Source organism: Caulobacter sp. GW821-FHT09A05, from assembly GCF_059418465.1.
The window spans coordinates 166,756-192,227 of sequence record NZ_JBWKPX010000006.1 but is presented as its reverse complement, the minus strand read 5'-3'; the positions used below and the strand labels follow the sequence as shown (position 1 = coordinate 192,227).

The 25,472-nt window shown below is 69.3% G+C and carries 20 protein-coding genes and 1 pseudogene; 16 read left to right on the top strand and 5 right to left on the bottom strand.

From position 1 onward, the window contains the following. Positions 1 to 6 precede the first annotated feature (6 nt). From AC07NX_RS08335 to rlmN, 3 genes are all read right to left on the bottom strand, one after another. Positions 7 to 846 (bottom strand): S1 family peptidase, encoded by an 840-nt coding sequence (locus tag AC07NX_RS08335; RefSeq protein WP_494640759.1) that lies wholly within the window; start codon positions 844 to 846, stop codon positions 7 to 9. A gap of 22 nt (positions 847 to 868) precedes the next feature. Continuing rightward, positions 869 to 1,297, bottom strand: coding sequence for a DUF350 domain-containing protein (locus AC07NX_RS08330; RefSeq protein WP_494640757.1), 429 nt, complete (start codon positions 1,295 to 1,297; stop codon positions 869 to 871). Positions 1,298 to 1,386: 89 nt separating this feature from the next. After that, positions 1,387 to 2,589 carry a dual-specificity RNA methyltransferase RlmN gene (gene rlmN, locus AC07NX_RS08325; RefSeq protein ID WP_494640755.1) on the bottom strand — a complete coding sequence of 401 codons (1,203 nt, stop codon included), beginning with the start codon at positions 2,587 to 2,589 and terminating at the stop codon, positions 1,387 to 1,389. A 173-nt stretch (positions 2,590 to 2,762) separates the two neighbouring features. Here rlmN and AC07NX_RS08320 point away from each other — a divergent pair, with 173 nt between their 5' ends. Together AC07NX_RS08320 and AC07NX_RS08315 are read left to right on the top strand one after the other, a co-directional pair. Next, a complete protein-coding gene (locus tag AC07NX_RS08320) occupies positions 2,763 to 4,598 on the top strand; it encodes a M2 family metallopeptidase (protein ID WP_494640753.1) in 1,836 nt (611 codons plus the stop codon). A 106-nt stretch (positions 4,599 to 4,704) separates the two neighbouring features. After that, positions 4,705 to 6,375 (top strand): TadE/TadG family type IV pilus assembly protein, encoded by a 1,671-nt coding sequence (locus AC07NX_RS08315; protein WP_494640751.1) that lies wholly within the window; start codon positions 4,705 to 4,707, stop codon positions 6,373 to 6,375. Positions 6,376 to 6,651: 276 nt separating this feature from the next. Here AC07NX_RS08315 and AC07NX_RS08310 read toward each other — a convergent pair whose 3' ends face one another. Beyond that, a complete protein-coding gene (locus tag AC07NX_RS08310) occupies positions 6,652 to 7,587 on the bottom strand; it encodes an isopenicillin N synthase family dioxygenase (protein WP_494640749.1) in 936 nt (311 codons plus the stop codon). Between the two features lie 245 nt (positions 7,588 to 7,832). Between AC07NX_RS08310 and AC07NX_RS08305 the strand changes: the two genes are divergently transcribed. The 4 genes from AC07NX_RS08305 to AC07NX_RS08290 all read left to right on the top strand — a co-directional run bounded on the left by AC07NX_RS08305 (position 7,833) and on the right by AC07NX_RS08290 (position 14,308). Continuing rightward, positions 7,833 to 8,507 carry a YiaD family glycine zipper/OmpA-like lipoprotein gene (locus AC07NX_RS08305; protein ID WP_494640747.1) on the top strand — a complete coding sequence of 225 codons (675 nt, stop codon included), beginning with the start codon at positions 7,833 to 7,835 and terminating at the stop codon, positions 8,505 to 8,507. A gap of 779 nt (positions 8,508 to 9,286) precedes the next feature. Next, positions 9,287 to 11,770, top strand: a complete 2,484-nt coding sequence (locus tag AC07NX_RS08300; RefSeq protein ID WP_494640885.1) for a glycosyl hydrolase 115 family protein — start codon at positions 9,287 to 9,289, stop codon at positions 11,768 to 11,770. Between the two features lie 75 nt (positions 11,771 to 11,845). Beyond that, on the top strand, positions 11,846 to 13,237 hold the full coding sequence (locus AC07NX_RS08295; RefSeq protein WP_494640745.1) for a tyrosinase family protein: 1,392 nt from the start codon (positions 11,846 to 11,848) through the stop codon (positions 13,235 to 13,237). A gap of 93 nt (positions 13,238 to 13,330) precedes the next feature. Continuing rightward, entirely contained in the window at positions 13,331 to 14,308 is a 978-nt protein-coding gene (locus AC07NX_RS08290) for a DUF6624 domain-containing protein (protein ID WP_494640743.1), read from the top strand. A gap of 6 nt (positions 14,309 to 14,314) precedes the next feature. Here the strand turns inward: AC07NX_RS08290 and AC07NX_RS08285 are convergent, their stop codons facing one another. Further along, a complete protein-coding gene (locus AC07NX_RS08285; protein WP_494640741.1) occupies positions 14,315 to 16,657 on the bottom strand; it encodes a GH92 family glycosyl hydrolase in 2,343 nt (780 codons plus the stop codon). 666 nt (positions 16,658 to 17,323) lie between these two features. Between AC07NX_RS08285 and AC07NX_RS08280 the strand changes: the two are divergent. The 10 genes and pseudogenes from AC07NX_RS08280 to AC07NX_RS08235 form a co-directional block, all read left to right on the top strand. Next, positions 17,324 to 17,560, top strand: a pseudogene (locus AC07NX_RS08280) (hypothetical protein); the annotation flags it as partial. A gap of 432 nt (positions 17,561 to 17,992) precedes the next feature. Beyond that, entirely contained in the window at positions 17,993 to 18,532 is a 540-nt protein-coding gene (locus AC07NX_RS08275; RefSeq protein WP_494640739.1) for a hypothetical protein, read from the top strand. Between the two features lie 164 nt (positions 18,533 to 18,696). Next, positions 18,697 to 19,971, top strand: coding sequence for a glutamate-5-semialdehyde dehydrogenase (locus AC07NX_RS08270; RefSeq protein WP_494640883.1), 1,275 nt, complete (start codon positions 18,697 to 18,699; stop codon positions 19,969 to 19,971). Beyond that, positions 19,937 to 20,590, top strand: coding sequence for a nicotinate-nucleotide adenylyltransferase (locus AC07NX_RS08265; RefSeq protein WP_145685488.1), 654 nt, complete (start codon positions 19,937 to 19,939; stop codon positions 20,588 to 20,590). The genes AC07NX_RS08270 and AC07NX_RS08265 overlap by 35 nt, the downstream gene beginning before the upstream one ends. 72 nt (positions 20,591 to 20,662) lie before the next feature. Further along, entirely contained in the window at positions 20,663 to 21,163 is a 501-nt protein-coding gene (locus AC07NX_RS08260; protein ID WP_494640737.1) for a Panacea domain-containing protein, read from the top strand. Continuing rightward, positions 21,153 to 21,602: a hypothetical protein gene (locus AC07NX_RS08255; RefSeq protein ID WP_494640735.1), complete on the top strand. Its 450-nt coding sequence runs from the start codon at positions 21,153 to 21,155 to the stop codon at positions 21,600 to 21,602. The genes AC07NX_RS08260 and AC07NX_RS08255 overlap by 11 nt, the downstream gene beginning before the upstream one ends. 75 nt (positions 21,603 to 21,677) lie before the next feature. Continuing rightward, positions 21,678 to 22,106, top strand: coding sequence for a ribosome silencing factor (gene rsfS / locus AC07NX_RS08250; RefSeq protein ID WP_494640881.1), 429 nt, complete (start codon positions 21,678 to 21,680; stop codon positions 22,104 to 22,106). A 150-nt stretch (positions 22,107 to 22,256) separates the two neighbouring features. Continuing rightward, positions 22,257 to 22,721 (top strand): 23S rRNA (pseudouridine(1915)-N(3))-methyltransferase RlmH, encoded by a 465-nt coding sequence (rlmH, locus tag AC07NX_RS08245; protein WP_494640733.1) that lies wholly within the window; start codon positions 22,257 to 22,259, stop codon positions 22,719 to 22,721. 100 nt (positions 22,722 to 22,821) lie between these two features. Continuing rightward, positions 22,822 to 23,871 carry a murein hydrolase activator EnvC family protein gene (locus tag AC07NX_RS08240; RefSeq protein WP_494640731.1) on the top strand — a complete coding sequence of 350 codons (1,050 nt, stop codon included), beginning with the start codon at positions 22,822 to 22,824 and terminating at the stop codon, positions 23,869 to 23,871. Positions 23,872 to 23,984: 113 nt separating this feature from the next. After that, positions 23,985 to 25,376 carry a S41 family peptidase gene (locus AC07NX_RS08235; RefSeq protein ID WP_494640729.1) on the top strand — a complete coding sequence of 464 codons (1,392 nt, stop codon included), beginning with the start codon at positions 23,985 to 23,987 and terminating at the stop codon, positions 25,374 to 25,376. Positions 25,377 to 25,472: the final 96 nt, after the last annotated feature.

Here is a 25,472-nt window from a genome sequence, read left to right as displayed (position 1 = left end):
CGTGTTTCAGGTCTCGCTCTTCAGGCACACCACCTGGGCCACGCGCAGGTCGCGGCGCAGGCCGTCGGCGACGCGGCCGTAGTTTTCGGTGGTGATCGCCTCGCCGAGGGCGAAGCCGGCTGGCCGGCGGCGGCTCTGCTTGAGGAGGTCGTCGATCGTCTCCTGGGCGGTCGTGTAGATCCGGCCCCGGCGCGGCGATTCCGCCACCGTCACGCCGATCACCCGGCCTGCGCTGTCCAGGGCGGGAGCGCCCGACAGGCCCGACAGCGTGCCCTTCAGGTTGTCGGTGCGGCCGACCTCGGCCCAGACCAGCACCGGCTCGACCCGGGCGCCGCGCCCCCGGATGACCAGGTTCTCACGGCCCAGCAGGCGCGAGGTGACCTCGCCGGGATGGCCTTGCGGGAAGCCCGGATGATAGGCCCGCTCGCCTCGCCGGGGCGGCTCGGCCAGGCCGCGGAGGGGCACGGCGGGCGCGCCGCCTTCGGTGGTCAGGATGGCGGCGTCGCCGGACGGGTCCAGCGTGATGCGGGCCGCCACGCCCCGGCCGTCGGCCACGACGATCGCCGCCTCGCGGCAGCCGTCGACCACGTGCCGGGCGGTCAGCCACGAGCCGCCGTCGTCGACCGAAAAGGCCGTGCCGCTGCCGGGCTGGCCCTTCTCGGGCACCTGGACGACGACGGACGGGTCGAATGGCGAGGCGGGCCCCAGCGGCAGGCCCTCGCCGCCCGGCACCGGCGGCGGCGGCGGCGGGGCGTCGGAACGCTCCTGCCGGCCGACGGCCACGACCAGCAGGGCGGCCACCACCGCCCCGTAGATCAGCCAGTCCGGGAGCCTTGGGAAATGCACGGCGCGCCCCGCTCGTCCGCCGTCAGCCGGCGACCGCGGCGGCCAGGATCAGGGCGGTGGCGATCTTGGCCCCGACCAGCAGGGCGGCGGCGGCGACCTCGCCCTCGTTGATCCGCTCGGGCAGGCCCTTGAGCAGCATGTCGGTGACCCGGAACACCAGCAGCTGGACGGCGATCGTCGAGACGCCCCACAGCACGATCTCCAGCGGCGAGACCGAGGCCTTCAGGGAGGTGGCCAGCGGGATGGCCAGGCCGACCATCACCCCGCCCAGCGACAGGGCGGCGGCGGCGTTGCCTTCGCGGATCAGCTTGATCTCCCTGTGCGGGGTCAGCAGGGCGTAGAGCGCCGTGCCGATGACCAGCATCACCAGGGTGATGGCCGCATGCATCAGCGTCAGCGGCAGGCCGCTGGCGAAGGCCTGGATCTCGGGCGACTGGAGCTGAGGCGGCATGAAGACGATGATCCCGAACTTGAGGGACGCATTGCTAGCACGGGACCAGCGGCCGTGCGTAGGGGGCTCGTCCGGCTTGGAATCCAGCCCTATGCGGCCGCCTCGTCCTCGTCGTCGTCCAACACGCCGGCCATGGCGGCCATCGACAGCTTGCGCATCGCCGAGGCGCGGACCTTCTCGCTCTCGCTCTTCAGCTGGCCGCAGGCGGCGAGGATGTCGCGGCCGCGCGGCGTGCGGATCGGCGAGGAGTAGCCGGCCTTGTTGAGGATCGCGGCGAAGGCCTCGATCGCCGCCCAGTCGGAGCACTGATAGTCCGTGCCCGGCCACGGGTTGAACGGGATCAGGTTGACCTTGGCCGGAATGCCCTTGATCAGCTTGACCAGGGCGCGGGCCTCGTCGGGGCTGTCGTTGACGCCCTTCAGCATCACGTATTCGAACGTCACGCGGCGGGCGTTGCTGAGGCCCGGATAGGCGCGGATGCCGGCCATCAGCTGTTCGAGCGGGTACTTCTTGTTCAGCGGCACCAGCACGTCGCGCAGGGCGTCGTTGGTGGCGTGCAGGCTGATGGCCAGCATGGCCTGGGTCTTCTCGCCCAGGGCTTCCAGCTGCGGGACCACGCCCGAGGTCGAGACCGTGATCCGGCGGCGCGAGATCGTGATGCCCTCGTGGTCGCTGATGATCTCGATGGCGTCGGCCACCTGGCCCAGGTTGTAGAGCGGCTCGCCCATGCCCATGAACACGATGTTGCTGAGCAGGCGGTCTTCCTTGTCGGAAGGCCATTCGCCCAGGTCGTCCTTGGCGATCTGCACCTGGGCGACGATCTCGGCGGCGGTCAGGTTGCGGACCAGGGCCTGGGTGCCGGTGTGGCAGAAGCTGCAGTTCAGGGTGCAGCCGACCTGGCTGGAGACGCAGAGCGCGCCCACCCGCCCAACCGACGGAATGTAGACGGTCTCGACCTCGACGCCCGGGGCCATGCGGATCAGCCACTTGCGGGTGCCGTCCTTGCTGACCTGGCGCTCGACGACCTCGGGACGAGCGATCGTGAAGTGGTCGGCCAGGCGCGCCCGGGTCTCCTTGGCCACGTCGCTCATCTGGCCGAAGTCGGTGACGCCGCGATGATGCACCCAGCGGAAAATCTGGGTGGCGCGCATCTTGGCCTTGCCGTGCTCGACGACGCCGCTCTCGGCCAGGGCGGCGATCATCTGCGGGCGGGTCAGGCCCGACAGGTTGATCAGGGGCTTCGGAGCATCGGCTCGGGGGGCCATGCGCGACAGGTCGAGGGTGACGCTCAAGGGGCGGTCCGGAGGCAAGACATTTCAGGGATCGAGGCGGGGATATAGCAGCTCTCGCGGCTTTTTCCAAAAGGACGGGGCGTCGCGCCCCCGTGGCCTTGACGCATGAGCCCGCGCCGCCTCCCATGCGGCGTCCGGATCCTTCAGGGATCGCCGAAGTCTGGGAGGCTCCGATGAAGTCCCGCCTGCTGGCCGCCTGTGCGGTCCTGGCCCTGAGCGCCACGGTCCTGGCCGCGCCCGCCGTCCAGGCCCAGGCCCCAGCCACGCCCGTCGCCTCCGCGCCGTCGGCCGACGAGGCCAGGGCCTTCGTCGATTTGGCCGAAAAGGACCTGATGGCCATGGGCGAATACGCCGCCCGCATGGCCTGGGTGCAGGCCACCTACATCACCGACGACACCAACTGGCTGAACGCCAAGGTCGACGCCGAAGCCAACGCCCTGGCGGTGAAGTACGCCAAGCAGGCCGCCCGCTTCGACGGGACGCAGGTCGATCCCGTCACGCGCCGCAAGCTGAAGCTGCTGAAGGCCGGCCTGGTCCTGCCCGCTTCCGACCGGCCCGGCGCGGCCAAGGAACTGGCCGACGTCCAGGCCCGGATGCGGGCGCTCTATTCGACCGGCAAGGTGACGATCGACGGCGAGACCCTGACGCTGGACGACCTGGACGACCGCCTGCGCACCGAACGCGACCCGGCCAAGATCAAGGCCATGTGGGAGGCCTGGCACGCGGTGGCCAGGCCGATGGCCGCCGACTATCCCCAGCTGGTCAGGCTGGCCAACGAGGGTTCGGTCGAGCTGGGCTACAAGGACACCGGGGCCCTGTGGCGCTCGTGGTATGACATGGAGCCCGACGCCTTCGCGGCCAAGACCGACGCCCTGTGGGCCCAGGTCGCGCCGTTCTACAGCAACCTTCACTGCTATGTGCGCGGCCGGCTGAACGCCCGGTACGGCGACGCCGTTCAGCCCAGGACCGGCCCGATCCGCGCCGACCTGACCGGCAACATGTGGGCCCAGGCCTGGGGCAATATCTATGACATCGCCGCGCCGCAGGGCGTCGCCGGCCCCGGCTACGACCTGACCCAGTCGCTGGAGGCCAAGGGCTATGACGCGACGAAGATGATGAAGACCGGCGAGGGCTTCTACACCTCGATGGGCATGGCGCCGCTGCCGGACACCTTCTGGAAGCGGTCGATGATCACCCGGCCTCGCGATCGCGAAGTGGTCTGCCACGCCTCGGCCTGGGACGTCGACAACGACCAGGACATCCGGGTGAAGATGTGCACCCGCGTCAATGCCGACGACTTCTATACGGTGCACCACGAGCTGGGGCACAACTTCTACCAGCGGGCCTATGCCGGCCAGCCCTATCTGTTCCGGGGCGGGGCCAACGACGGGTTCCATGAGGCGATCGGCGACTTCGTCGGCCTGTCGGCCCTGACCCCGACCTATCTCAAGCAGATCGGGGTGATCGACGCCGCGCCCGGCGCGGACGCCGACATCCCGTACCTGCTGAAGATGGCGATGGACAAGATCGCCTTCCTGCCGTTCGGCCTGCTGGTCGACAAGTGGCGCTGGCAGGTGTTCTCCGGCCAGGTCGATCCCGCCCACTACAACGACGCCTGGTGGAAGCTGCGGACCCAGTACCAGGGCGTCGCCCCGCCCGGACCGCGCCCGGCCGACGCCTTCGACCCCGGCGCCAAGTTCCACGTCGCCGACAGCACGCCCTATACCCGCTACTTCCTGGCCCAGGTCTATCAGTTCCAGTTCTACCGGGCCGCCTGCCGCCAGGCCGGCTGGAGGGGTCCGCTGAACCGCTGCTCGGTCTATGGCGACAAGGCGGTGGGCGAGAAGTTCGAGAAGATGCTGGCCATGGGCCAGTCCAGGCCCTGGCCCGAAGCCCTGGAGGCCTTCACCGGGGAGAAGGACTTGGACGCCAGCGCGATCGCCGACTATTTCGCGCCGCTGAACGCCTGGCTGATCAAGCAGAACAAGGGCCAGTCCTGCGGCTGGTAGACGTCCCGGGGCGGGCCGAACGACGGCGGTGATTCACCATCGTCGTTTGCGGCCCGTTCACCGTCCTTGGCGATAATGTCCGATCTCTGGGGAGTCGGGCCTTGTCATGACCATGTGGAAACGCCTTGCGGCGCGCCTTCGCGACGACGAGCGCGGGGCTATCGCCGTGCAGTTCGCGCTGCTTCTGATCCCCATCGCCATCCTCGCCTTCGGCCTGATCGACCTCAGCCGCGCCAGCGTCCAGAAGCGACAGCTGCAGGACGCCCTCGACGCGGCCACCCTGATGGCCGCCCGTTCCACCGCGACCACCAACGCCGATCTGGACACGATCGGCGACGCGGCCCTGGCCACCGAGATGGCCGGCCTGGGCGTGCCCCTGACGGCCGCCAACTCGACCTTCGCCCTGGGCGACAACAACACCGTGGTCGGCACGGTCCAGAACGTGACGATCAAGCCGATCATTTCCAATCTCTGGAGCAGCGGCGACGCGAACGTCTCGGCCGGCGCCACCGTGATGCGCTCGGTCAACAAGCTGGAAGTGGCCCTGGTGCTCGACAACACCGGCTCCATGGCCAGCCCCCTGGGCTCCGGGACCAGGAAGATCGACGCCCTGATCAACGCCTCCAAGTCGCTGGTCGACGTCCTGGCCGCCGCCGCGGCCCGGGCCAGCGAGACCGACGCGGTCAAGATCAGCGTCGTGCCGTTCTCGATGACCGTCAATGTCGGCTCGATTTACCAGAACGAGAGCTGGATGGCCGGAAAGATGCCGACGACCGGCTACGGGACCGACGTGTTCGCGACCAACCAGAACCGCTTCACCCTGCTGTCGAACCTGGGCCTGACCTGGGGCGGCTGCGTCGAAAGCCGTCCCGCGCCCTACGACGTCACCGACGACGCGCCGACCAGCACGACGCCCGCCTCGCTGTTCGTGCCGTTCTTCGCGCCCGACGAACCGGACGACAATACGGTCGGCGTCAACCAGTCCAGCTCGACGCGCTATCGCGACGCCCGGACCACCGGCACGTCCTATCCGATCATGAACAACTGGCTGCCGGACGGGGTCTCGCCCAGCGGCACCTCGGCGACCGCCTGGAGCAGCCGGTCGACGCCGGTCGCCAAATACGGCACGAACAACAAGAACAACGTGCTCAGCCAAGCCAAGACCGGCACCAGCTACGGCCCCAACGCCGGCTGCGGCCTGACCAGCCTGATGCGCCTGACCAACGTCCGGACGACCACCGACCGGGACAAGGTCAAGACCAAGCTCGGCCAGATGGTCGCCAACGGCAACACCAACGTCGCCATGGGCCTGGTCTGGGGCTGGCACACCCTGTCGAACAACGCGCCCTTCGCCGACGGCGTCAATCCCACCACCACCGACGGCCAGAAGACCACCAAGGTGATCGTGCTGCTGACCGACGGCGACAACACCAACGACACCTATAACAACCCCAACAACTCGGTCTATACGGGCTACGGCTACATCGCCCAGGGCCGCCTGAAGAACGCCAGCGGCACGGCCCTGACCACCAGTTCCACGGCGACCAACCGCCGCGACGCGATCGACAGCCGCGAGAAACTGGTCTGCGAAAACGCCAAGGCCGAGGGGGTGCAAATCTACGCGATCGGCGTGGGGGTCTCCAGCCACTCCAAGACCATCCTGCAGAACTGCGCCACCAAGCTGGACATGTACTACGACGTCACCGACGCCGCCGAGCTGACCTCGGTGTTCAACACCATCGCCGGCTCGATCCAGAACCTGCGGATCACCAAATAGGAAAAAGCCCCGGAGCGATCCTCCGGGGCTTTTTGTTTTGGCGGCGCCCTCCGGCTAGCCGCTGGCCGCGGCTCCGGACTCCCTTGAAACCGGTCCTTGCCGTTGTCATCCCGGGCGGAGGGCCGCGGAGCGGGCCGTAGACCCGGGACCCGGGGGCCACCGCAGTACGCCGGCCCTGGGTCCCGGACAGCCTCTGCGAGGCTTCCGGGATGACAACGAAATCAAATCCTTGAAGGCGCCGCCCCGCTCGAGGGGCCACTGATCATGGCCAGGCCCCTAGGCCAGCTTGATCTCGCGCAGGCGCTGCTGGAGGAAGGCGTCGGCGGTGATCGGCTCGGGATAGCGGTCCGGGTTCTCGTCCGTGACGCAGTTGGGCAGGGTCTTGATCAGGTAGTCCGACGCGAAGTGCAGGAAGAACGGCGTCGAATAGCGCGGCACGCCGCGGCGTTCCGGCGGCGGGTTCACCACCCGGTGGATCGTCGAGGGCAGGACGTGGTTGGTCAGGCGCTCCAGCATGTCGCCGATGTTGCAGACCACGCAGCCGGGCGGCGGGTTGATCGGCAGCCAGTCGCCGTTCCTGTCGAGCAGTTCGAGGCCGCCCTCTTCCGCGCCGAGCAGCAGGGTGATGGTGTTGATGTCGCCATGGGCCCCGGCCCGCACGCCGGTGGCGTCCTTGGGGATCGGCGGATAGTGCAGCAGGCGCAGCACGCTGTTGCCGTCCTTGACCGTCGGGTCGAAGAAGTCGCGGCCCAGCTCCAGATAGGTGGCGATCGCCTTCAGCACCCGCACGCCCAGGCTGTCGAGCGCGCCGTACAGCCAGCCGACATTGTGGTGGAAGCTGGGGATCTCGGCCGGCCAGATGTTGTCGGCCATGGTGGCGCGGAACGGGTGGCCCGGCGGCAGGTCGCGGCCGACATGCCAGAATTCCTTCAGGTCGTAGTGGTCGGCGCCCTTGGCGGTCTCGATGCCGAACGGGATGTAGCCGCGCGAGCCGCCCTTGACGCCGGCGTACTGGCGCTTGGTCGCCTCGGGCAGGGCGAAGAAGGCCTTGGCGTCGGCGATGGCCGCGTCGATGCGCGCCTGGGGCAGGTCGTGGTCCGAGATCACCGCGAAGCCGTAGCGCTGGAACGACGCGCCCAGCGCCTGGGCGAACCTGTCGAAGTCCTTCGAATACAGGGTGAACGAGACGGGTTCGATGGCGGATGCGGACACGGGCGTGGGCCTCGAAGTTAGTAAGACGAGACTTACTACACCGCCCAGGCCCAAAGCGCCAACTGCGCCTGGCCCTGGGGCGAGTCCCCGGGCCGCTGGAAACGGGCGGGGCGAAGTCGCTGTTCATCCCCGGGTCATGCGTCGTGTAGGAACTTGACCATGGACGGGGCGTTCTGCCCCACGAGCATCACACGCCGCCGCGACAGATCAAGCTCGCGGAACGGCCCGAAGAGGGAAAACCGACCATGATCCAGAAAACCGCCATCGGCCTGGCCCTGACCGGCGTTCTCGCCCTGGCCGCCTGCACCACCACCGACCCCTATACCGGCATGCCGGTGCGCAACAACACCAGGACCGGGGTCCTGACCGGGGCCGGCATCGGCGCGGCCCTGGGCTATCTGACCAACACCAACAAGGGCGAGCAGGGCCGCAAGAACGCCCTGATCGGCGCGGGCATCGGCGCCCTGGCCGGCGGCGCCGTCGGCAACTACATGGACCGCCAGCAGGCCGACTTCCGCCGCAGCCTGGAAGGCTCGGGCGTGATGGTCCGCCGCAACGGCGACCAGATCGTGCTGGTCATGCCCAGCGACGTCACCTTCGCGGTCGACAAGTCCGAGGTCCAGCCCCAGTTCACCCGCGTGCTCGACGACGTGGCCCGCACGCTGAACGCCTATCCCCAGACCACGATCGACGTGGTCGGCCACGCCGACAGCAGCGGTCCGGACGACTACAACCAGACCCTGTCGGAGCGCCGCGCCAGCTCGGTGGCCGGCTACCTGACCGGCCCCGGCCGGGTGCTGCCCGACCGCGTCTTCGTGGCCGGCCAGGGCGAGCGCCAGCCGATCGCCTCCAACGACACCGCCGAAGGCCGCGCCCAGAACCGCCGGGTCGAGATCATCCTGCGGCCGCTGACGCGGTAGAGCGCCCGACGGGGCGGGCGGCCAGGGCCGCTTGCCCCCTACGGATCGCTTCGCGATCGTCTTCCCCCGGAGGGGGAAGAGCCGTGCGGCTCCGCCCCCTATGGGGGCGGACAGACCGCGAAGCGGTCAGGTGGGGGAAGTGTTCACGGGCGCGATCTCTCGCCCTCACGCGGAAACCCGCTGAGCTGATGGGAAGGGTGCGAAGCGCCCGGGCCTCGCCCGGATGATTTGCAGTTTTGAATACCGTTTCGACGAAGTCCGAACGCTTCGCGTGGAGCCGTTATCCGGAAGCCTTCGGGTCGCGGATTCTTAACCCGCCCCGATGGAGGCCCCCGACGGGCAGGGTGTTGGCTCACCCTGGACCGCCCGGGCGATTTCAGCCCGGGCCTGCCGGCCATATCCGCCTGTCCCGGGCGCTGAAGCTTCGTCGCGACTGAGGCGAACCTGCCGCGGACCAACCCGGGATGCTTCCGAGGAAGCGCGGCGGACAAGCCTTCCCGCTCGTCCACCCCCGAAGGCCGCATCGGTCGCCGTACGTGCGCCCTCCCCGTGCCTTCAGGTGAGATCAGGATAAGGGTGGTTCGAAGGGGGAGGACCAAGTCGGGTCGAGAAAAATTAGAGCCTTGGAATCACTAGGCTTTGCTCTCTATCCGCCGAGCATCGACGCTCTTCTTCACCCTCTCCCCTCCGGGAGAGGGAGAGTTATTGCATCATATGAAATTTCATCCCATTTTTTGGAATAACTCACTTAAACCAAAGGGAGGCTGACCTTGCTGGCGGTGATCGCCCGGATCGCGACCCTGCTCGCCGTCCTCCTGTGGGGCTCCCTCGCCCTGGCCGCGACGCCCGACTGGGTCCTGGACCGCCCGGCGCCCAAGGCCTTCGCCCTGGCCTCCCCCGACGGCGTCACCGACCTGGTGCTGGCTCCAGACGACGCGCCGGTCGTCGGCCTGGCCGCCCAAGGCCTGGCCGGCGACCTGGAGGCCGTCACCGGCCGGGCGCCCGCCGTTCGCCGCCTGGGCGAGGCCGCGACCGGCCGGCCCCAGGTCTGGATCGGGACCCTGGGCCGGCACCCCGCCATCGACCGGCTGGTCGCGACCCACCGCCTCGACGTCCGCGACCTGAAGGGCGCCTGGGAAAGCTTCATGATCGCCGTGGTCGAGCGCCCGGCTCCCGGCGTGCCGCGCGCCCTGGTCGTCGTCGGCGGCGACCGGCGCGGGACCGCCTATGGGACCTACGAGCTGTCGCGGGCCATCGGCGTCTCGCCCTGGCGCTGGTGGGCCGACGTGCCGCCGCCGCGCCGCGACCGGCTGTACGTCGCCGCCGGGACCCGCCGCTTCGGCCCGCCGTCGGTCAAGTATCGCGGCGTCTTCCTCAACGACGAGGACTGGGGCCTGCAGCCCTGGGCGGCCCGCACCTTCGAGCCCGAGACCGGCAATATCGGGCCGAAGACCTACGCCAAGGTCTTCGACCTGCTGCTGCGGCTGAAGGCCAACACCCTGTGGCCGGCCATGCACCCGACCACCGCCCCGTTCAACGGCGACCCGGCCAACGCCAGGCTCTCCAACGCAAGTCTGGCCGACCGCTACGCCATCGTCATGGGCTCGTCCCATGCCGAGCCCATGCTGCGCAACAATGTCGGCGAGTGGAAGGCCTCGGCCGTCGACTACGACTACGCCCGCAATCCCGGCGGCGTGCTGGCCTACTGGCGCGAGCGGGTCCAGGCCAATGGCGGGTACGAGAACCTCTACACCCTGGGCATGCGCGGCATCCACGACAGCGGCATGGTCGGGGCCGACAGCCTGGCGGGCCGCAAGGCGCTGCTGGAAAGGATCTTCGCCGACCAGCGCCGGCTGCTGGCCGAGCGCGGCCTGAAGGACGCGCCCCAGGTGTTCACGCCCTACAAGGAGGTGCTGGACGTCTATCGCGGCGGGTTGACGGTCCCCGACGACGTCACCCTGGTCTGGCCCGACGACAATTTCGGCTATATCCGCCAGTTCCCCGACGCGGCCGAGCGCCGGCGGGCCGGCGGCTCTGGGGTCTATTACCACCTGTCCTATCTGGGCGCGCCGCTGTCCTACATCTGGCTGTCGACCACCCCGCCGGCCCTGATCGAGCAGCAGATGGGCCAGGCCTATGACCTGGGCGCCCGGCGGCTGTGGGTGGCCAATGTCGGCGACCTGAAGCCGGCCGAGATCAACACCGAACTGTTCCTGGCCATGGCCTGGGATATCGACGGCTTTCGCAAGGCCGGCTGGCGGGGCTTCCTGACCGACTGGGCGGCGCGGGAATTCGGCCCCGAGGCCGGGCCGGAGATCGCCGACCTCATGGCCCGCTGGCACGGCCTGAACTTCGAGCGCAAGCCCGAGCACCTGCAGTGGTGGCTGCCCGGCCAGAAGCCGCGGATGAGCGATCTGTCGCTGGAGGCCGCGGCCGCCCGGCTGGCGGCGTTCGACGCCCTGGCCGTCCGGGTCGACGCCGTCGGCGCGCGGCTGGAGCCCGAGCGACAGGACGCCTTCTTCGAGCTGGTGGCCTATCCGGTGAAGGCCGCGGCGGCGGCCAATCACCGCTTCTTCGACGCCGAGGCCCATGACCGCCTGGCCGACGCCGCCCCGCTGGAGGCGCGACGGCGCGGGGCCCTGGCCCGCCGGGCCGACGCAGAGCTGGCGGCCCTGACCGATCGCTACAACACCGGGATCGCCGGCGGCAAATGGCGCGGCCTGATGGCCGTGGAGCCGGCCGACGGCCAGTGGAAGTCGTTCCGCCTGACCCCGCCGGTCCTGCCGGCCCCGTCCCTGGTCGAGGCCGACCCGGGACCATCCGCTCCGCCGCCCCCGGCCAAGCCCGATCCCGCCACGCCGATCGTGGTCCAGGCGGAGTCGGTCGCGGCGAACGGCGGCTGGACCCGCGTCGACGGCCTGGGCCGCGGCGAGGGCGCGCTGCGGAGCGGTCCGTCGGGCGGAGCCCTGGCCTATGACGTCGCCCTGCCGCCCGGCGACTGGACCCTGTCCCTGGACCTGATCCCGACCTTCCCGCTCGTCGCCGGCGGGGCCCTGCGCCTGGCCGTGACCGTCGACGACGGGCCGCCCGCCGAGATCGCCGTCCGGCGCGAGCCCGGCGACGCGGCCTGGGCCCAGGGCGTGCTGGACGGACGCCTGGCGACGACCAGCGGCCTGAGCCTGGCGGGCGGCTCGCACCGGGTGGTCCTGACCGCGCGGGAGCCCGGCGTCCTGGTCGACGCCCTGGCCTTCCGGCGCCGTTGAGCGAACTTTTCGGCGAGCGCCCTTCTAAACACAACCAAAGAGGGTTATCATCGTCGCCCACAAGGGGAGGGCGATATGCTCGACAGACGCACGATGCTGGGCGCGGGTCTCGCCGCGGCCGGGGTTTCCACGAGCCTGGGCGCGGGCCAGGCGCTGGCCGCGCCGTACCGCACGCGCGTGGCCTGGCCGGTGTTCGTCAACAGCCCGTCCTACCCCAGGTTCGTCGCCGCCGTGAAGGCGATGCGGGCCAACACCAACGCCAACGATCCCAACAGCTGGTTCTACTGGGCCAACATCCACCAGAACTTCTGCCCGCACGGCCAGCCCTATTTCCTGACCTGGCACCGGGGCTACATCTTCCGGTTCGAGCAGCAGGTCCGGGCGATCTCGGGCGACCCGGCCTTCAACCTTCCGTACTGGGACTATTTCGCCAATCCCAACCTGCCCAAGGAGTTCACCACCCCGGGCGATGGCGGCAACCCGCTGTGGACCCAGCGCAAGAACACCAACGTCGCCGCCGCCCTGGGCTACGGCTTCACCCAGCCGCAGTACGTCAACTTCCCGCGCTACTGGCCCTCGCCGATGGAGCCGCAGATCGAGAGCGTGCCCCACAACCCGGTGCACAACATCATCGGCGGCTTCATGCCCACCCTGCAGTCGCCGCAGGACCCGATCTTCTGGGTCCACCACGGCAATATCGACCGGCTGTGGTGCGCCTGGATCAGCGCCGGCGGCGGGCGGACCATGCCGGCGACCAACGACCCCTACTGGAACGGCGCCTTCGTCTACGGCGCCAGCCCCGGCATGGCCAAGATCCAGACCCGCGACACCACCTCCACGCTCGGCTACGTCTACGACAACGAGCGCCTGCCCCGGCCGCCCGTCTTCAGGACCCCGGCCCGTCCGATGCTGCGGGCCGTGCCGATGAACGGCGAGAAGGCCCTCGACGGCGTGGTCTCGCTGGGCGACAGCCAGGGCGCCCTGACCCTGGACGACCGCTCGTTCAGCGTCAGCGTGCCCCTGGGGCCGCAGGGCCGGCTCAAGGCCGGCGCCCTGGCCGCCGCCCCGCCGCGCGGCCCCGCCCCGACCGAGCTCAATGTCGTGCTCGACGAGGTGGCCCTGACCGAGGTCGGCAAGGACGGCGGCTATTTCTACAAGGTCTATGTCAACCTGCCCGCCACCGGCGGCGCGCCCGAGGAGAAGCACCTGATCGGCACGGTCGGGGCGTTCGAGATCGCCGGCGCCCTGCACCACGCCGAGGGCGGCGAGCACGCCGGCCATGGCGGCGGGGCCGAGGGCAAGGCCCGCCTGGTCCTGCCGGCCACCGACGTGCTGCGCGGCCTCTCGCCGGGACAGCTTCGCCAGCTGGTGGTGTCGTTCGTCCGCGTCGACGGCGCCAACGCCCCCAAGGGCCCGGCGATCACCATCGGCGACTTCAGCGTGCAGGCGGCGACGCCGGCGCGGTGAGGCCTCGCCGCTTCCGCGCCGGCCGAAGCTTGACCTGGATCGCGCCATGGGGGAGCTTGCCACCGAGAGTTGATTGCGGGCGAAGGCGTGACCATGACTCCGTTTCTCCGTCTGGCCGGCGCGACCGGCGCCCTGGCGCTGGTCGCGGCGACCGCGGCCCCGTCGCCGGTGGCGCCCCTGCTGGACGACCCCGCCGCGGCCCGCGCCTTCGACTACGGCGCCCTGCGCGAACGGTTGGGCGACGAGCCGGTGAAGGCCCTGAGCCGGGAGGTGGACGAGACGGTCTCGGCCCGCCTGGCCGCCACGCCCGGCGCCTGCGAGACCGAGGCCGAGGCCTTCGTGCGCCAGGGCCTGGCCAGCGCCCTCCAGGCTCCCGACGCCGCCGCCTGGCGCGCCGACTGGAAGGCGGCCAACGACCGGCGCGACCAGCTCTACGCCCGCGTCGCCAAGGTGCTGAACGGCGAGGACGTCGGCTTGGCCCTCTATGACGGAGCGCGAGCCGCCGCCGTCTCCGCCCGGACGGAGACCGATCCGCGTCGCCGCGAACTCTACGCCCGTGTCGCTCAGGATCAGGCGCTGCGCCACACCCTGCACGATGTCTGGGCCCTGCCGCAGGGCCCGATGCGGGACATGGTTCAGCGTCCCTTCACCGCGAGGCTGTGCGGCGTCGACGCGGCCAACACCGCCTGGCTGAAGACCGAATGGCGCGCGTCGGGCTGGTTCACGGCCGCGCGCGACGGCCAGGACGCCAGCGACAAGGCCTGGCTGCTGCTGCAACACGCCGACCGCGATCCGGACTTCCAGCGCGCCGTCCTGCCGATCCTGGCCCGGGAGACCGGCCAGCAGGGACGGATCAACTACGCCTATCTCACCGACCGCGTGGCCATGAACGCCCATCAGCCCCAGACCTTCGGCACCCAAGGGCGATGCGTTGGCCCTGGCGCGTGGGAGCCGAATCCGGTGGCCGCTCCAGAGGGGCTCGAGGCGCGCCGCGCCGAGTTCAACCTGGGCCCGATCGCCGAATACAAGGCCCAGTTCAAGACGATCTGCGCCAACTTCAAGGCTTCCTGACCCCCCCTACTTCCCATAGCCCGTCATCGACATCGGCCGATCCTTGGCCGCCGTCGCCCAGGCCTTGTTCGGCGTGGCGCTCATGGTGAAGACCAGCTCGCCGCCGGCCCGGATCTCGGCGTCGCGGAGAAAGCTTCGCGTCAGCGGCCGGCCGTTCAGCGTGACCGCCCCGACATAGGGCGCGGCGTCCGAAAGCCCCACGGCCCGCACCGTGAACCGCTTGCCGTTCGGCAGGTTCAGCACCGCCCGCTCCACGAACGGCCGACCGATCACATATTCGTTCGAGCCCGGCGCCACCGGGTAGAAGCCCAGCGAGGTGAACACCAGCCAGGCCGACATCTGGCCCAGGTCGTCATTGCCCGACAGGCCGTCCGGCGTGGGACGGTACTGGCTCTTGACGATCTGGGTCAGCCGCGCCTGGGTGCGCCAGGGGGCGCCGGCGTAGTCGTACATGTAGGCCACGTGGTGGCTGGGCTCGTTGCCGTGGATGTACTGGCCGATCAGGCCGGCGATGTCCTCGGCGTGGGAGTAGTCGAGCTTGGAATTGTCGAAGTCGAACATGGCGTCCAGCTTCCGGACGGTGGCCGCGTCGCCGCCCATCAGCCCGACCAGCCCGCCCAGGTCCTGGGGCGCGAACCACGAATATTGCCAGGCGTTGCCCTCGGTATAGTCGCTGCCATAGTTGATCGCCGTGGGGTCGAACGGCGTGCGGAACGTCCCGTCGCTCTTCCTGGCCCGCAGGAAGCCGGTCTTGACGTCGAAGCTGTTGCGCCAGTTCCCGGCCCGCTTCTCGAACGCGGCGGCCACGTCGTCGCGGCCCATGGCCTTGGCCATGCGGGCGATGGTCCAGTCGTCATAGGCGTATTCGACGGTCTTCGAAGCGGCCTCCGGCTCCTTGTCGATCGGCACGTAGCCGAGGGCCATGTAATCGCCGAGGCCGCCATAGGGGGCGTAGGTGGCGCTCCTGACCATGGCATCCAGGGCGGCCTTTTCGTCGAAGCCGCGAATGCCCTTCAGGTACGCGTCGGCGATCACCGGCACGGCGTGGTAGCCGATCATCGTCCAGGTCTCCTGGCCGTGGAACTGCCAGACCGGCAGGATCCCGTAGGGGCTCTCCTGTTGCGAGGCGATCAGCGAATTGACCATGTCGCGGGTGCGCTGCTCGGGCTGGACCAGGGTCAGCAGCGGGTGCTCGGCGCGGAAGGTGTCCCACAGCGAGAAGGTCGAGTGGAAGGTGAAGCCCTTCCCTTCCGAGGTCCGGGCCACATGCACTTCGTTGTCGGGCCCGCGATAGCGGCCGTCGACGTCGCTGAACACGCTGGGGGCCAGCAGGGCGTGGTAGAGGGCGGTGTAGACATTGGTCCGCGTGTCGGCCGGGGCGGCGATCTCGACCGCCCCCAGGGCCTTCTCCCAGTCGGCCCGGGTGCGGGCCCGCAGGCCGTCGAAGTCGAAGGCCTTCTCGTCGCTGGAAAGGTTGAGGACGGCGTTGTCCTCGCTGACCGACGAGATGGCGACCTTGGCCACCAGCGGCCCGTCGATCACGCCGAAGTCGAAGACCCCGACCAGCGCCCGGCCCTCCATCTGGGCGCGGTCGAACGGCGTGCGGCCCGGCTGGGCGAAGCCCTTGTAGGGGACGTCGGCTTCCGTGTTGTAGAGCGCCTTGCCGGCCAGCGGCCGGCTGAAGCGGATGGCGAAATAGAGCTGGCGGCCCGGCGCCCAGCCGCGGGTCTCGCGCATCCCCGTCACCGTGCCGTCCTCGGCGACGCGGATCCGCGACCAGCTGACCTTGCCCGGATAACTGTAAATCGAAGACCGCAGGTCCAGCAGCACCTGGGCCCGCGCCCCCTTGGCGTAGGCGTAGCGGTGCATCCCGGTGCGCAGACCGGCCGTCAGCTCGGCCCGCACCTGGCTGTCGGTCAGGGTCACGGCGTAGTAGCCAGGCTGGGCCACCTCGCCGTCGTGACTGAAGCGCGAGCGGTAGCCCGAGCCGGGCTTGTCGGCCTGGCCGGGCTCCAGCCTGGCCTCGCCCGAGACCGGGGCCAGCAGCACGTCGCCGAGGTCCGAATGGCCCGAGCCGGAGAAGTGGGTGTGCGAAAAGCCCAGGATCGTCGGATCGCCATGGCGGTAGCCGGCGGCGCGGGCGTAGCTCTGCTTGAACGGCAGGATGTCGGTGTCGGGGCTGAGCTGGACCATGCCGAACGGGGCCACCGCGCCGGGAAAGGTGTGGCCGTCGCCGCCCGTGCCGATGAACGGGTCGACGGCCTGGTAGGGGGTCTTGGCGGCGTCCTGGGCGAAGGCTGGAGATACGGCGAGCGCGGCAATCGCGGTCAGCACCAATCCAAGACGCATGGGATTCTCCTACGAGGGGCGCCGCGACCCTAGCGGCTGGCAAGGCGGGACGTCATCCGATTTGGGAGGTCGGGTAGGACCCGGCTCGTCCAGCCCCTCCCCCCGTGGGGGCGGCCGAAGGCCGGTGGGGGGCGTTTTGGGATCGTCGATCCGGGTTGCAGCCATCGGCCGATCACTCCCCCTCCGTCGGCTGCGCCGACACCTCCCCCACAGGGCAGGGCTGTCGCATATGGATTTGCTCTGAAAAAACCTGTCATCCCGGACAAGCTCGGCAGAGCCGAGCGCCGATCCGGGACCGCCGCAAGCTCTGAGTTCACGCCCCGGTCCCGGATCTTCGCGCTGCGCGCTCGTCCGGGATGACAACCGTTTTGAGGCATATGCGATACCCCTGCCCCACAGGCGGAGGACCTTGGTGGTATGGCTTCGCGCTCTCACGCGGAAACCGCTGAGTGGATGGAAAGGGTCGCGGAGCGCCGGACATCGTCCGGAGTGTTTGAATAAATACCGTTTCGACGAAGCCCGATCGCTCCGCGCCATCGTTATTCGCCAGCGTCCGGTAGGCAGCCCTGTTGAGGCTTAGCCGGACCCGGTCTCGATCCCTTTCGGGAGAAACCGGACGACAGGGGCGCGGGCCGCCGGGCAATCACGCGCTTGGTCCCCATCGACGCCGACGGCGGGCGGGCTTCCCAACGATGGAAGGCCCCGGACACGCTGGAGTAACCCCCTCCAGCCCAGTCCCGCTCGATCGCCCCCCGCCGCCGCATCGGTCGCTGGCCATGCGCCCTTTCCCCGCGACGAGGTGAGACCAGGATACGGGGAGTTTCAGCGCCGAGGACCGGTGACGCTGATGATTTCGCAGGGCGTTGGAAGGGTTGGAGTTCTTTGGGTGACATACGGGGATAGACGCCGCCCCATCCCCCTACAGCCGTCATTCCCGCCCTCGTGGCGGGAACCCCTTTGTCCGTCGCACGTGCGGGGGTGTGGCGCGCCAGCGCGCCAAGGCGTCTCACCGTCGGCTGAACCAGGGGTTCCCGCCACAAGGGCGGGAATGACGGTTCTAGAAGAAGAAAGTCTTTGCCCCTCCCGTCGCCCGCAACGGCGAGGCCTCGCCTTGGACCCTTGATGGCGAGCCTGCTCTGGCGTCTGGCCGTGTCAAGGACCGGCCTCCGGCCGGCCGCGCCGCGGTCGCCCCCGCGGGGCGATCCTTGACACGGCCAGACGCCAGAGCTCCGATCCACCAAGGGTTTAAGGCGGGGCCCCATCCAGGGCGGATGGGGCGCGGACCGGAAAAATGAGCTAAGCTTGACCCTAAGCCGTCTGAGGGAAAGCGCGACATTGTTCATCAAGGCGGCAGAGAGCTATGCGGCTTGGTTTCGCATGATCGTCGAGGTCATCAGGGCGGCCGACGGAGCGGCTCGCTGGGGCACGTTCAAAGCGGCGTTAATGGCAGAAGGTAGTGAATATGCCGGAGTCGCTTTCAACACCAGCAACCTGGATCAAGAAGATGAATTCACAAGCGATCTTGAACAAACGTTGAACGCTTTCGTGCAGCTGGATTTTCTCGATCTTCAGTACAAACGCTCTGGAACCGGCAAGTTAGATCTTCCGCTCGCAGTTTGGACGCTCAAGCCAAAAGGCATGAAGCTCTACGAGCGAGGGCCAACGGCGCAGCGCCACCTATTTCTAAGATTGGCAATTTGGCAGCGGGTGAAGGCGATTTACGAACCTATTAAAGCTCCCGTTGCGATGGCTGGAACCGTATTCACGGTGGCCAAATTGTTCGCACGGCTGCCCGACATGCATGCCGTGCTTGCAGCGTCCGCTGCCGCAGCAATGGCGGTCGTTTGGGGGCTTTTCAAAAATGATCGCGCTTAAGGACAGGGTTACGACCGCCATCAGTTAAGGCAGGTAACGATTTTCAGCCCAACAGCCCCGCTAACACCGCCCGCACCCTTTCCCCATTCCCCCGCCGCCCCAAAGCGCCTAGGTAAGCCTCACTCTGAGCATATCGGGGGAGCATCCGGGATCGGAGGATGGCGATGGATGACGCGGGCATGAGCTTGCAGGCGACGATGACGGCGATGGGACAGGCGGCTCGGCAAGGGGCCCAGGCCCTGCGCGTGGCCACGCCAGCCCAGCGCACCGCCGCCCTCCAGGCCATGGCCGCCGCCATCCGCGCCGACGCGCCGGCCATCCTCGCCGCCAACGCCCGCGACCTCGACAAGGCCGGGGCCGGCGGCCTGACCGCGCCGATGGTCGAGCGGCTGATGCTGAACCCCGAGCGCCTGGAAGGCGTGGCGGCCGGCGTCGAGGCCGTGGCGGCCATCCCCGACCCCCTGGGCGTGGAGACCGCCCGCTGGACCCGTCCCAACGGCCTGGACATCGCCCGGGTGCGCACCCCGATCGGCGTGATCGCCATGATCTTCGAGAGCCGTCCGAACGTGACGGCCGACGCCGCGGCGCTGTGCGTGCGCTCGGGCAACGCGGTGATCCTGCGCGGCGGGTCCGAGTGCCTGAACTCCAACCTCGCCCTCCACGCGGCCACCGCCAAGGGGCTGAAGGCGGCGGGGATCTCGACCGACGCGGTGCAGATCGTCCGCACCCCCGACCGCGACGCCGTCGGGGCGATCCTGGGCGGCCTGGACCGCGCGATCGACCTGATCATCCCCCGCGGCGGCAAGAGCCTGGTGGCGCGGGTGCAGAAGGAGGCGCGGGTGGCGGTGCTGGGCCACCTGGAGGGCCTGAACCACGTCTTCGTCCACGCGGCGGCCGATCCGAAGAAGGCCGTCGACATCGTGCTGAACGCCAAGATGCGCCGGGTGTCGGTGTGCGGCTCGGCCGAGACGCTTCTCGTCGACCGCGCCGCGGCCGGGCGCCTGCTGCCGCCGATCGCCGACGCCCTGATCAAGGCCGGCTGCGAGCTGCGCGGCGACGGTCCCTCGCGGGCCATCGAGCCGGGCATGAAGCCGGCCGTCGAGGCCGACTGGTCGACCGAGTACCTGGCGCCGGTGATCTCGGTGGCCGTGGTCGACGGGGTGGAGGGCGCGGCCGCCCACATCGCCGCCTACGGCTCGGGCCACACCGACGCGATCCTGACCGAGGATGTGGCGGCGGCCGAGCGGTTCATCGCCCTGGTCGACAGCGCCATCGTGCTGGTCAACGCCTCGACCCAGTTCGCCGACGGCGGCGAGTTCGGCTTCGGGGCCGAGATCGGCATCGCCACCGACAAACTCCATGCCCGCGGTCCGGTCGGGGCCGAGCAACTGACGACGTTCAAATATGTGGTTCGCGGGACCGGCCAGACTCGTCCCTGAAGCCGGCCGGCCTTCGGCGCAGAGGCTGGGGTTCCACCTGGAGCCCGGCATGCGCGTGGGCCTGTTCGGCGGCAGCTTCAACCCGGCGCACGAGGGCCACGCCCACGTCGCCGAGACGGCGTTGCGACGCCTGGAGCTGGACAAGGTGATCTGGCTGGTCTCGCCGCAGAACCCGCTGAAGTCCTCGCACGAGACCCGGCCGCTGGCCGAGCGCCTGGCCGGGGCCCGGCAGTGGGCGCGCGGGGCCGGCATGATCGTCTCCGACGCCGAGACGCGGCTTGGCTCGCAATACACCATCGACACCCTGCGGGTGCTGCGGGCGCGGTTCCCGGGCGTGAAGTTCGTCTGGATCATGGGGGCCGACAGCCTGGCCAGCTTCCACCGCTGGCGGGGCTGGACCCAGATCATGCGCGAGGTTCCGGTGGCGGTGATCTCGCGGCCGTGGATCGCCCTGAAGGCCCGCACCTCGCCCGCCGCCCGCCGCTTCGCCTGGGCCCGCAAGCCCGCCAGCGCCGCCGCGATCCTGGCCGACGCCACCGCGCCGGCCTGGGTCTACCTGACCGGCCCGCTGAACTACGCCTCGTCGACGGCCCTGCGGAAGCGGCAGACGAAGGGGTAGGCGCGACGGCGCGGTTGCGGGTTTTCCTTCGCGGTTTGCGGGTGTATGGTCGGAACACAAGCGGAACAGTCCATGTCCTACAGGGCCGTCGAAATCGCGAACGAGTTTCTGCGCTTGCCTGGGGCGGCGGACCGCCTGACCCAGATGCATCTGCAGAAGCTGACCTATATCGCCCATGGCTGGAATTGGGCGATCAACAACGAACCACTCGTCGCTGATGATATCGAAGCCTGGAGTTTTGGTCCGGTTGTTCGCGACCTCTATGAGCACACCAAGTTTTTCGGAAGCCAGCCGATCGGGCGCCTCATCAGCCCGGACGACAGCCAGGTCGCGCGCTTCTTCGGGAAAACAGGGGATGCGGCTCCCTATCGCGCGGACCTGAGCGACCGAGAACGCCAGGTCATCGAACAGGTCTGGGCGCGGTACAGCGGCCTGAACGCCATTCGGCTTTCCGAGTTGACGCATCAGCCAGGAACGCCCTGGTTCCAGGCCTTCCAACGCGGACGCAACTCACGGATCGACGACGACGCTATTCGGGCTCACTACAACGCCTTGGCTGATCGTGCCGCCTAGCGACAGACCGCCTGGACGCGATCCGTCGATTATCCGGAACGCTCCCACGGAGCCGGACCGCGTCGATCTGGATGCCGATCAAAGCAAACGCTACCTGGAGATGGTCGGCGAGCTATCGGCCGAAAACGAACGCCTTCGCGCCGACGTTGAAAACCTCAAAGGCCAGCAGACCTACGACGACGTTCGCACGAGGATGATGGAGCCGTACGCCGGAAAGGTGTTCAACTTCCTGGTCGGCTATTGCGGATTCGTTGGCGTGATCATCCTGCTGAGCGGCTTCAAGATTGGCGGCTTCGAAATCTCCGACACCGTGTTGAGCGTCATAGCCGGCAGCACCGCCGCCTCCGCGATCGGCCTCGTCGGCTTTGTCGTCAGCGGACTTTTCGGGGCCGCCAAGGCGACACGCGCGACGTCGCGCCGACCGCTGAATCCGCCGTGACCACGTTCCCCCTCATCTTTTCGGTTCATCCGTGCTATGGGAGGGCTTGCGCGAACCCATCAAGGAGCATTTCCGCTGCGTAGCGACCCCGCGCCAAGTGCGCACGAGGGAACGGTTTCCCCCGATACCTCGACCAAGAACGAGTCCGAGCTGGACCTGAGTATCAAGGCCCTCGAGACCCTGATCCTGTCGCGTCTGGACGACGACAAGGCCCAGGACATCGTCCACATCGACCTGACGGACAAGAGCTCGGTCGCCGACAGCCTGATCGTGGCGTCCGGCCGTTCGCACCGTCACGTCGGCGCCCTGGCCGACCACATCATCCGGGCGCTCAAGGAGAGCGGCTTCGGCAAGGCGCGGGTCGAAGGCCTGCCGCACTGCGACTGGGTGCTGATCGACGCCGGCGACGTGGTGGTCCACCTGTTCCGCCCCGAAGTCCGCTCGTTCTACAACATCGAGAAGATCTGGGCCGTCGACGCGCCGCACCGGATGGCGTCGAACTAGGCGGGTCCGCCCTCATCCTTCGACAAGCTCAGGATGAGGGCTACTTATCGTCTGCCTCCCCTTGAAACCTCATCCTGAGCCTGTCGCCCATTCTTGGGTCGGATCGGTTTAGCCGATCCGCGGGAGACGGGGTTTCAACGCAGGGCACTGATGAAGATCACGATCCTCACCGTCGGGAAGCTCGGCCGCATGGTCGAGGCGCAGCTGGCCGTGGACTATGCGTCGCGGGCCACGGCGTCCGGCCGCGCCCTGGCCCTGGGGCCGGTCGAGATCGTCGAGGTCGAGGCGCGCAAGCCCGGCAAGGCCGCCGAGGCCGAGGTGCTGCGCCCGCATCTCGACAGCGCCTATGTCATCGCCTGCGACGAGCACGGCAAGGTGCGGCCAAGCCGGGCCTTCGCCGAGCATGTCGGCCGGCTGCGCGACGACGGCCAGCGCCGGGTCGTGTTCCTGATCGGCGGGGCCGACGGGCTGGATCCCTCGATCCTGGCCGCGGCCGACGAGACCCTGGCCTTCGGGCCCCAGACCTGGCCGCACGCCCTGGCCCGCGCCATGCTGGCCGAGCAGGTCTATCGCGCGGTCACCATCCTGGCCGGCTCGCCGTATCACAGGGACTGATTTCTTGATCCGCTCATCCCGGCGAATGCCGGGATGAGCGGATGTGAGCGCGTGCGGGAAGCGGTTGTCGCTCCCTCTCAATCCGGGCATTGATCCTCGCATGCCGCGCCGCGTCGCCTTGATCACCGCCAGCCTCCTGGCCGCCCTGCTGGGCGCCGGCGGCCTCGTCGCGGCCCAGCAGGGCAAGCCGGGCGGCCAGCGGGCCAGGGACGAGCAGGCCGCGGCCGACACCCGCCGCGAGATCGCCGACCTGCGCGGCGAGCTGGACGCCCTGGGCCGCCAACGGGTCGACGCCGGCGACGACGTGGCGGCCAAGCGCGCCCGGCTGGAGGCCCTGCACCAGCGGGAATCGGCCCTGGTGGCCGAGCTGGGCCGTGATCGCGGGCAGCTGGCCCGGCTGCTGTCGGCCCTGCAGCTCTTCCGCCGCGATCCGCCGCCGGCCCTGCTGGTCAGCCCCGGCGACGCCCGCGACGCGGTGCGGGCCGCGATCCTGATCCGCGCCATGACCCCGGAGCTGCAGGCCCGGGCCGACGGCTACGCCCGCCAGGCCCGCGCCGTCTCGGCCCTGCGCCGCGAGGCCGCCGCGGCCTCCGAGCAGCTGTTCACCGCCGAGAGCCTGGTCGCCGACCGCCGGGGCGACCTGGAACGGATGATCGTCGAGAAGACCCAGATCGAGCGCGCCTACGCCCAGGAAGCCCTGACCGGCGACGACCAGGGCACGCTGGGGGCCCTGACCGACGGCCTGGCGCCCAGGCCGGCGACCGGCCCCCTGAAGCTGAGCTCGCCCGTCCCCGGACCGCTGGCCCGGCGGTTCGGCCAGGCCATGCCGGCCGGCGGCCGCGCCACCGGCCTGACGATCCGCACGGAAAAGGGTCACGCCGTGGCCAGTCCCGCCGCCGGCGTGGTCGAATACGCCGGACCGCTGAACGGCTGGGGGACGGTCTTGATCCTGCGGGCCCAGGGCGCCTACCATCTGGTGCTGGCCGGCCTGGACCAGGTTTCGGTGGCGCCCGGACAATCTGTCGCACCCGGCGCGACGGTTGGCCGGATGGCCGACCGTGGTTCCCCGGAGCCAGAACTCTATTTCGAGGTTCGCGAAGACGGCGCCCCGGTCGATCCGGAGCGTTGGTTGAAACAGGGATCGCGATAAACGGCTTTTTCAGCGATGATGGCCGTCAAATGAACAAGGGTCCGTCGCACTCAGGCGGAACGACGAGTTTTTAACGCGGCGCGACGGCGTCGTCAGGGAGCCCCTTCGGCCACATGCGCAAGTACCTGCTCATCGGTGTTTCGGCCTTCGTCCTCGGTGCGGGGACCATGGCCTATGTCAGCCCCATCGCCCAGGCGACCAGCGCGAGCAAGGGCCAGACCTACAAGATGCTGGAACTGTTCGGCGACGTCCTGCAGACCGTCGACAACCAGTACGTCTCCGAGGTCGACAACAAGAAGCTGATCGAGGCGGCGCTGGACGGCATGCTGACCAGCCTGGATCCGCATTCGGGCTACCTGTCGCCCGACAGCTTCGAGGACATGCAGGACACCACCCGCGGCGAGTACGGCGGCCTGGGCATCGAGGTGACCAGCGAGGACGGCGTGGTCAAGGTGATCTCGCCGATGGACGGCACGCCCGCCTCGCGGGCCGGCATCCAGGCCGGCGACTACATCACCGCCGTCAACGGCCAGTCGGTGCTGGGCCTGACTGTCAACGAGGCGGTCAAGCAGATGCGCGGCGCGGCCGGCGAGGCGGTCACCCTGACCATCGCCCGCGAGAAGGCCGACCCGTTCGACGTCAAGCTGGTGCGCGAGGTGATCAAGCCCAAGGCCGCCATCGCCCGCATGGAAGGCGACTACGGCTATGTCCGCCTGCCCGGCTTCAACGAGAAGGCCACCGACGCCCTGACCGCGTCGATCAACGACCTGAAGGCCAAGAACCCCCACATGAAGGGGCTGATCTTCGACCTGCGCAACAATCCCGGCGGTCTGCTCGACCAGGCCGTGGGCGTCTCGGACGTGTTCCTGGACGGCGGCGAGGTGGTCAGCCAGCGCGGCCGCGACCCGCGCGACATTCAGCGCTACAACGCCAAGCCCGGCGACCTGCTGAACGGCCTGCCGGTGGTGGTGCTGATCAACCAAGGCTCCGCGTCAGCGGCTGAAATCGTCGCCGGCGCCCTGCAGGACCGTCACCGGGCGGAGCTGGTGGGCATCACCAGCTTCGGCAAGGGCTCGGTGCAGACGGTGATCCCGTTGCGCGGCGGGGCCGACGGGGCCCTGAAGCTGACCACGGCCCGCTACTTCACCCCGTCGGGCCGCTCGATCCAGAAGACCGGCATCGAACCCGACCTGGAAGTGGCCCAGACCAAGGACCAAGCCCAGGACATCGCCAACCGCGTGTGGTTCAGCGAGGCCAGCTTCAAGAACGCGCTGAACGCCGACGAGGGCAAGAGCCGCCAGGGCGTCCACACGCCCGCCGAGGCTCCGCCGCCCGGCTTCGACGACAAGAAGGGCGACTTCCAGCTGCAGCGCGCCATCGCCGTGCTGAAGGCCGGCTCGGTCGAGGCCGTGCCCAAGCTGCCCAAGCCCCAGGCCAAGATCGCCGAGGTCACCGCCAAGGCCGCCGCCGCGGCCGGCAAGGGCCCGCCGGTCGAGAAGAAGTAGGAACCTCTTCCTTCTCCCCTTGCGGGAGAAGGTGGCCTGCGGAGCAGGTCGGATGAGGGGTCTCCCGGACTGATCCGCCGCGTCCAGCCTGACCGC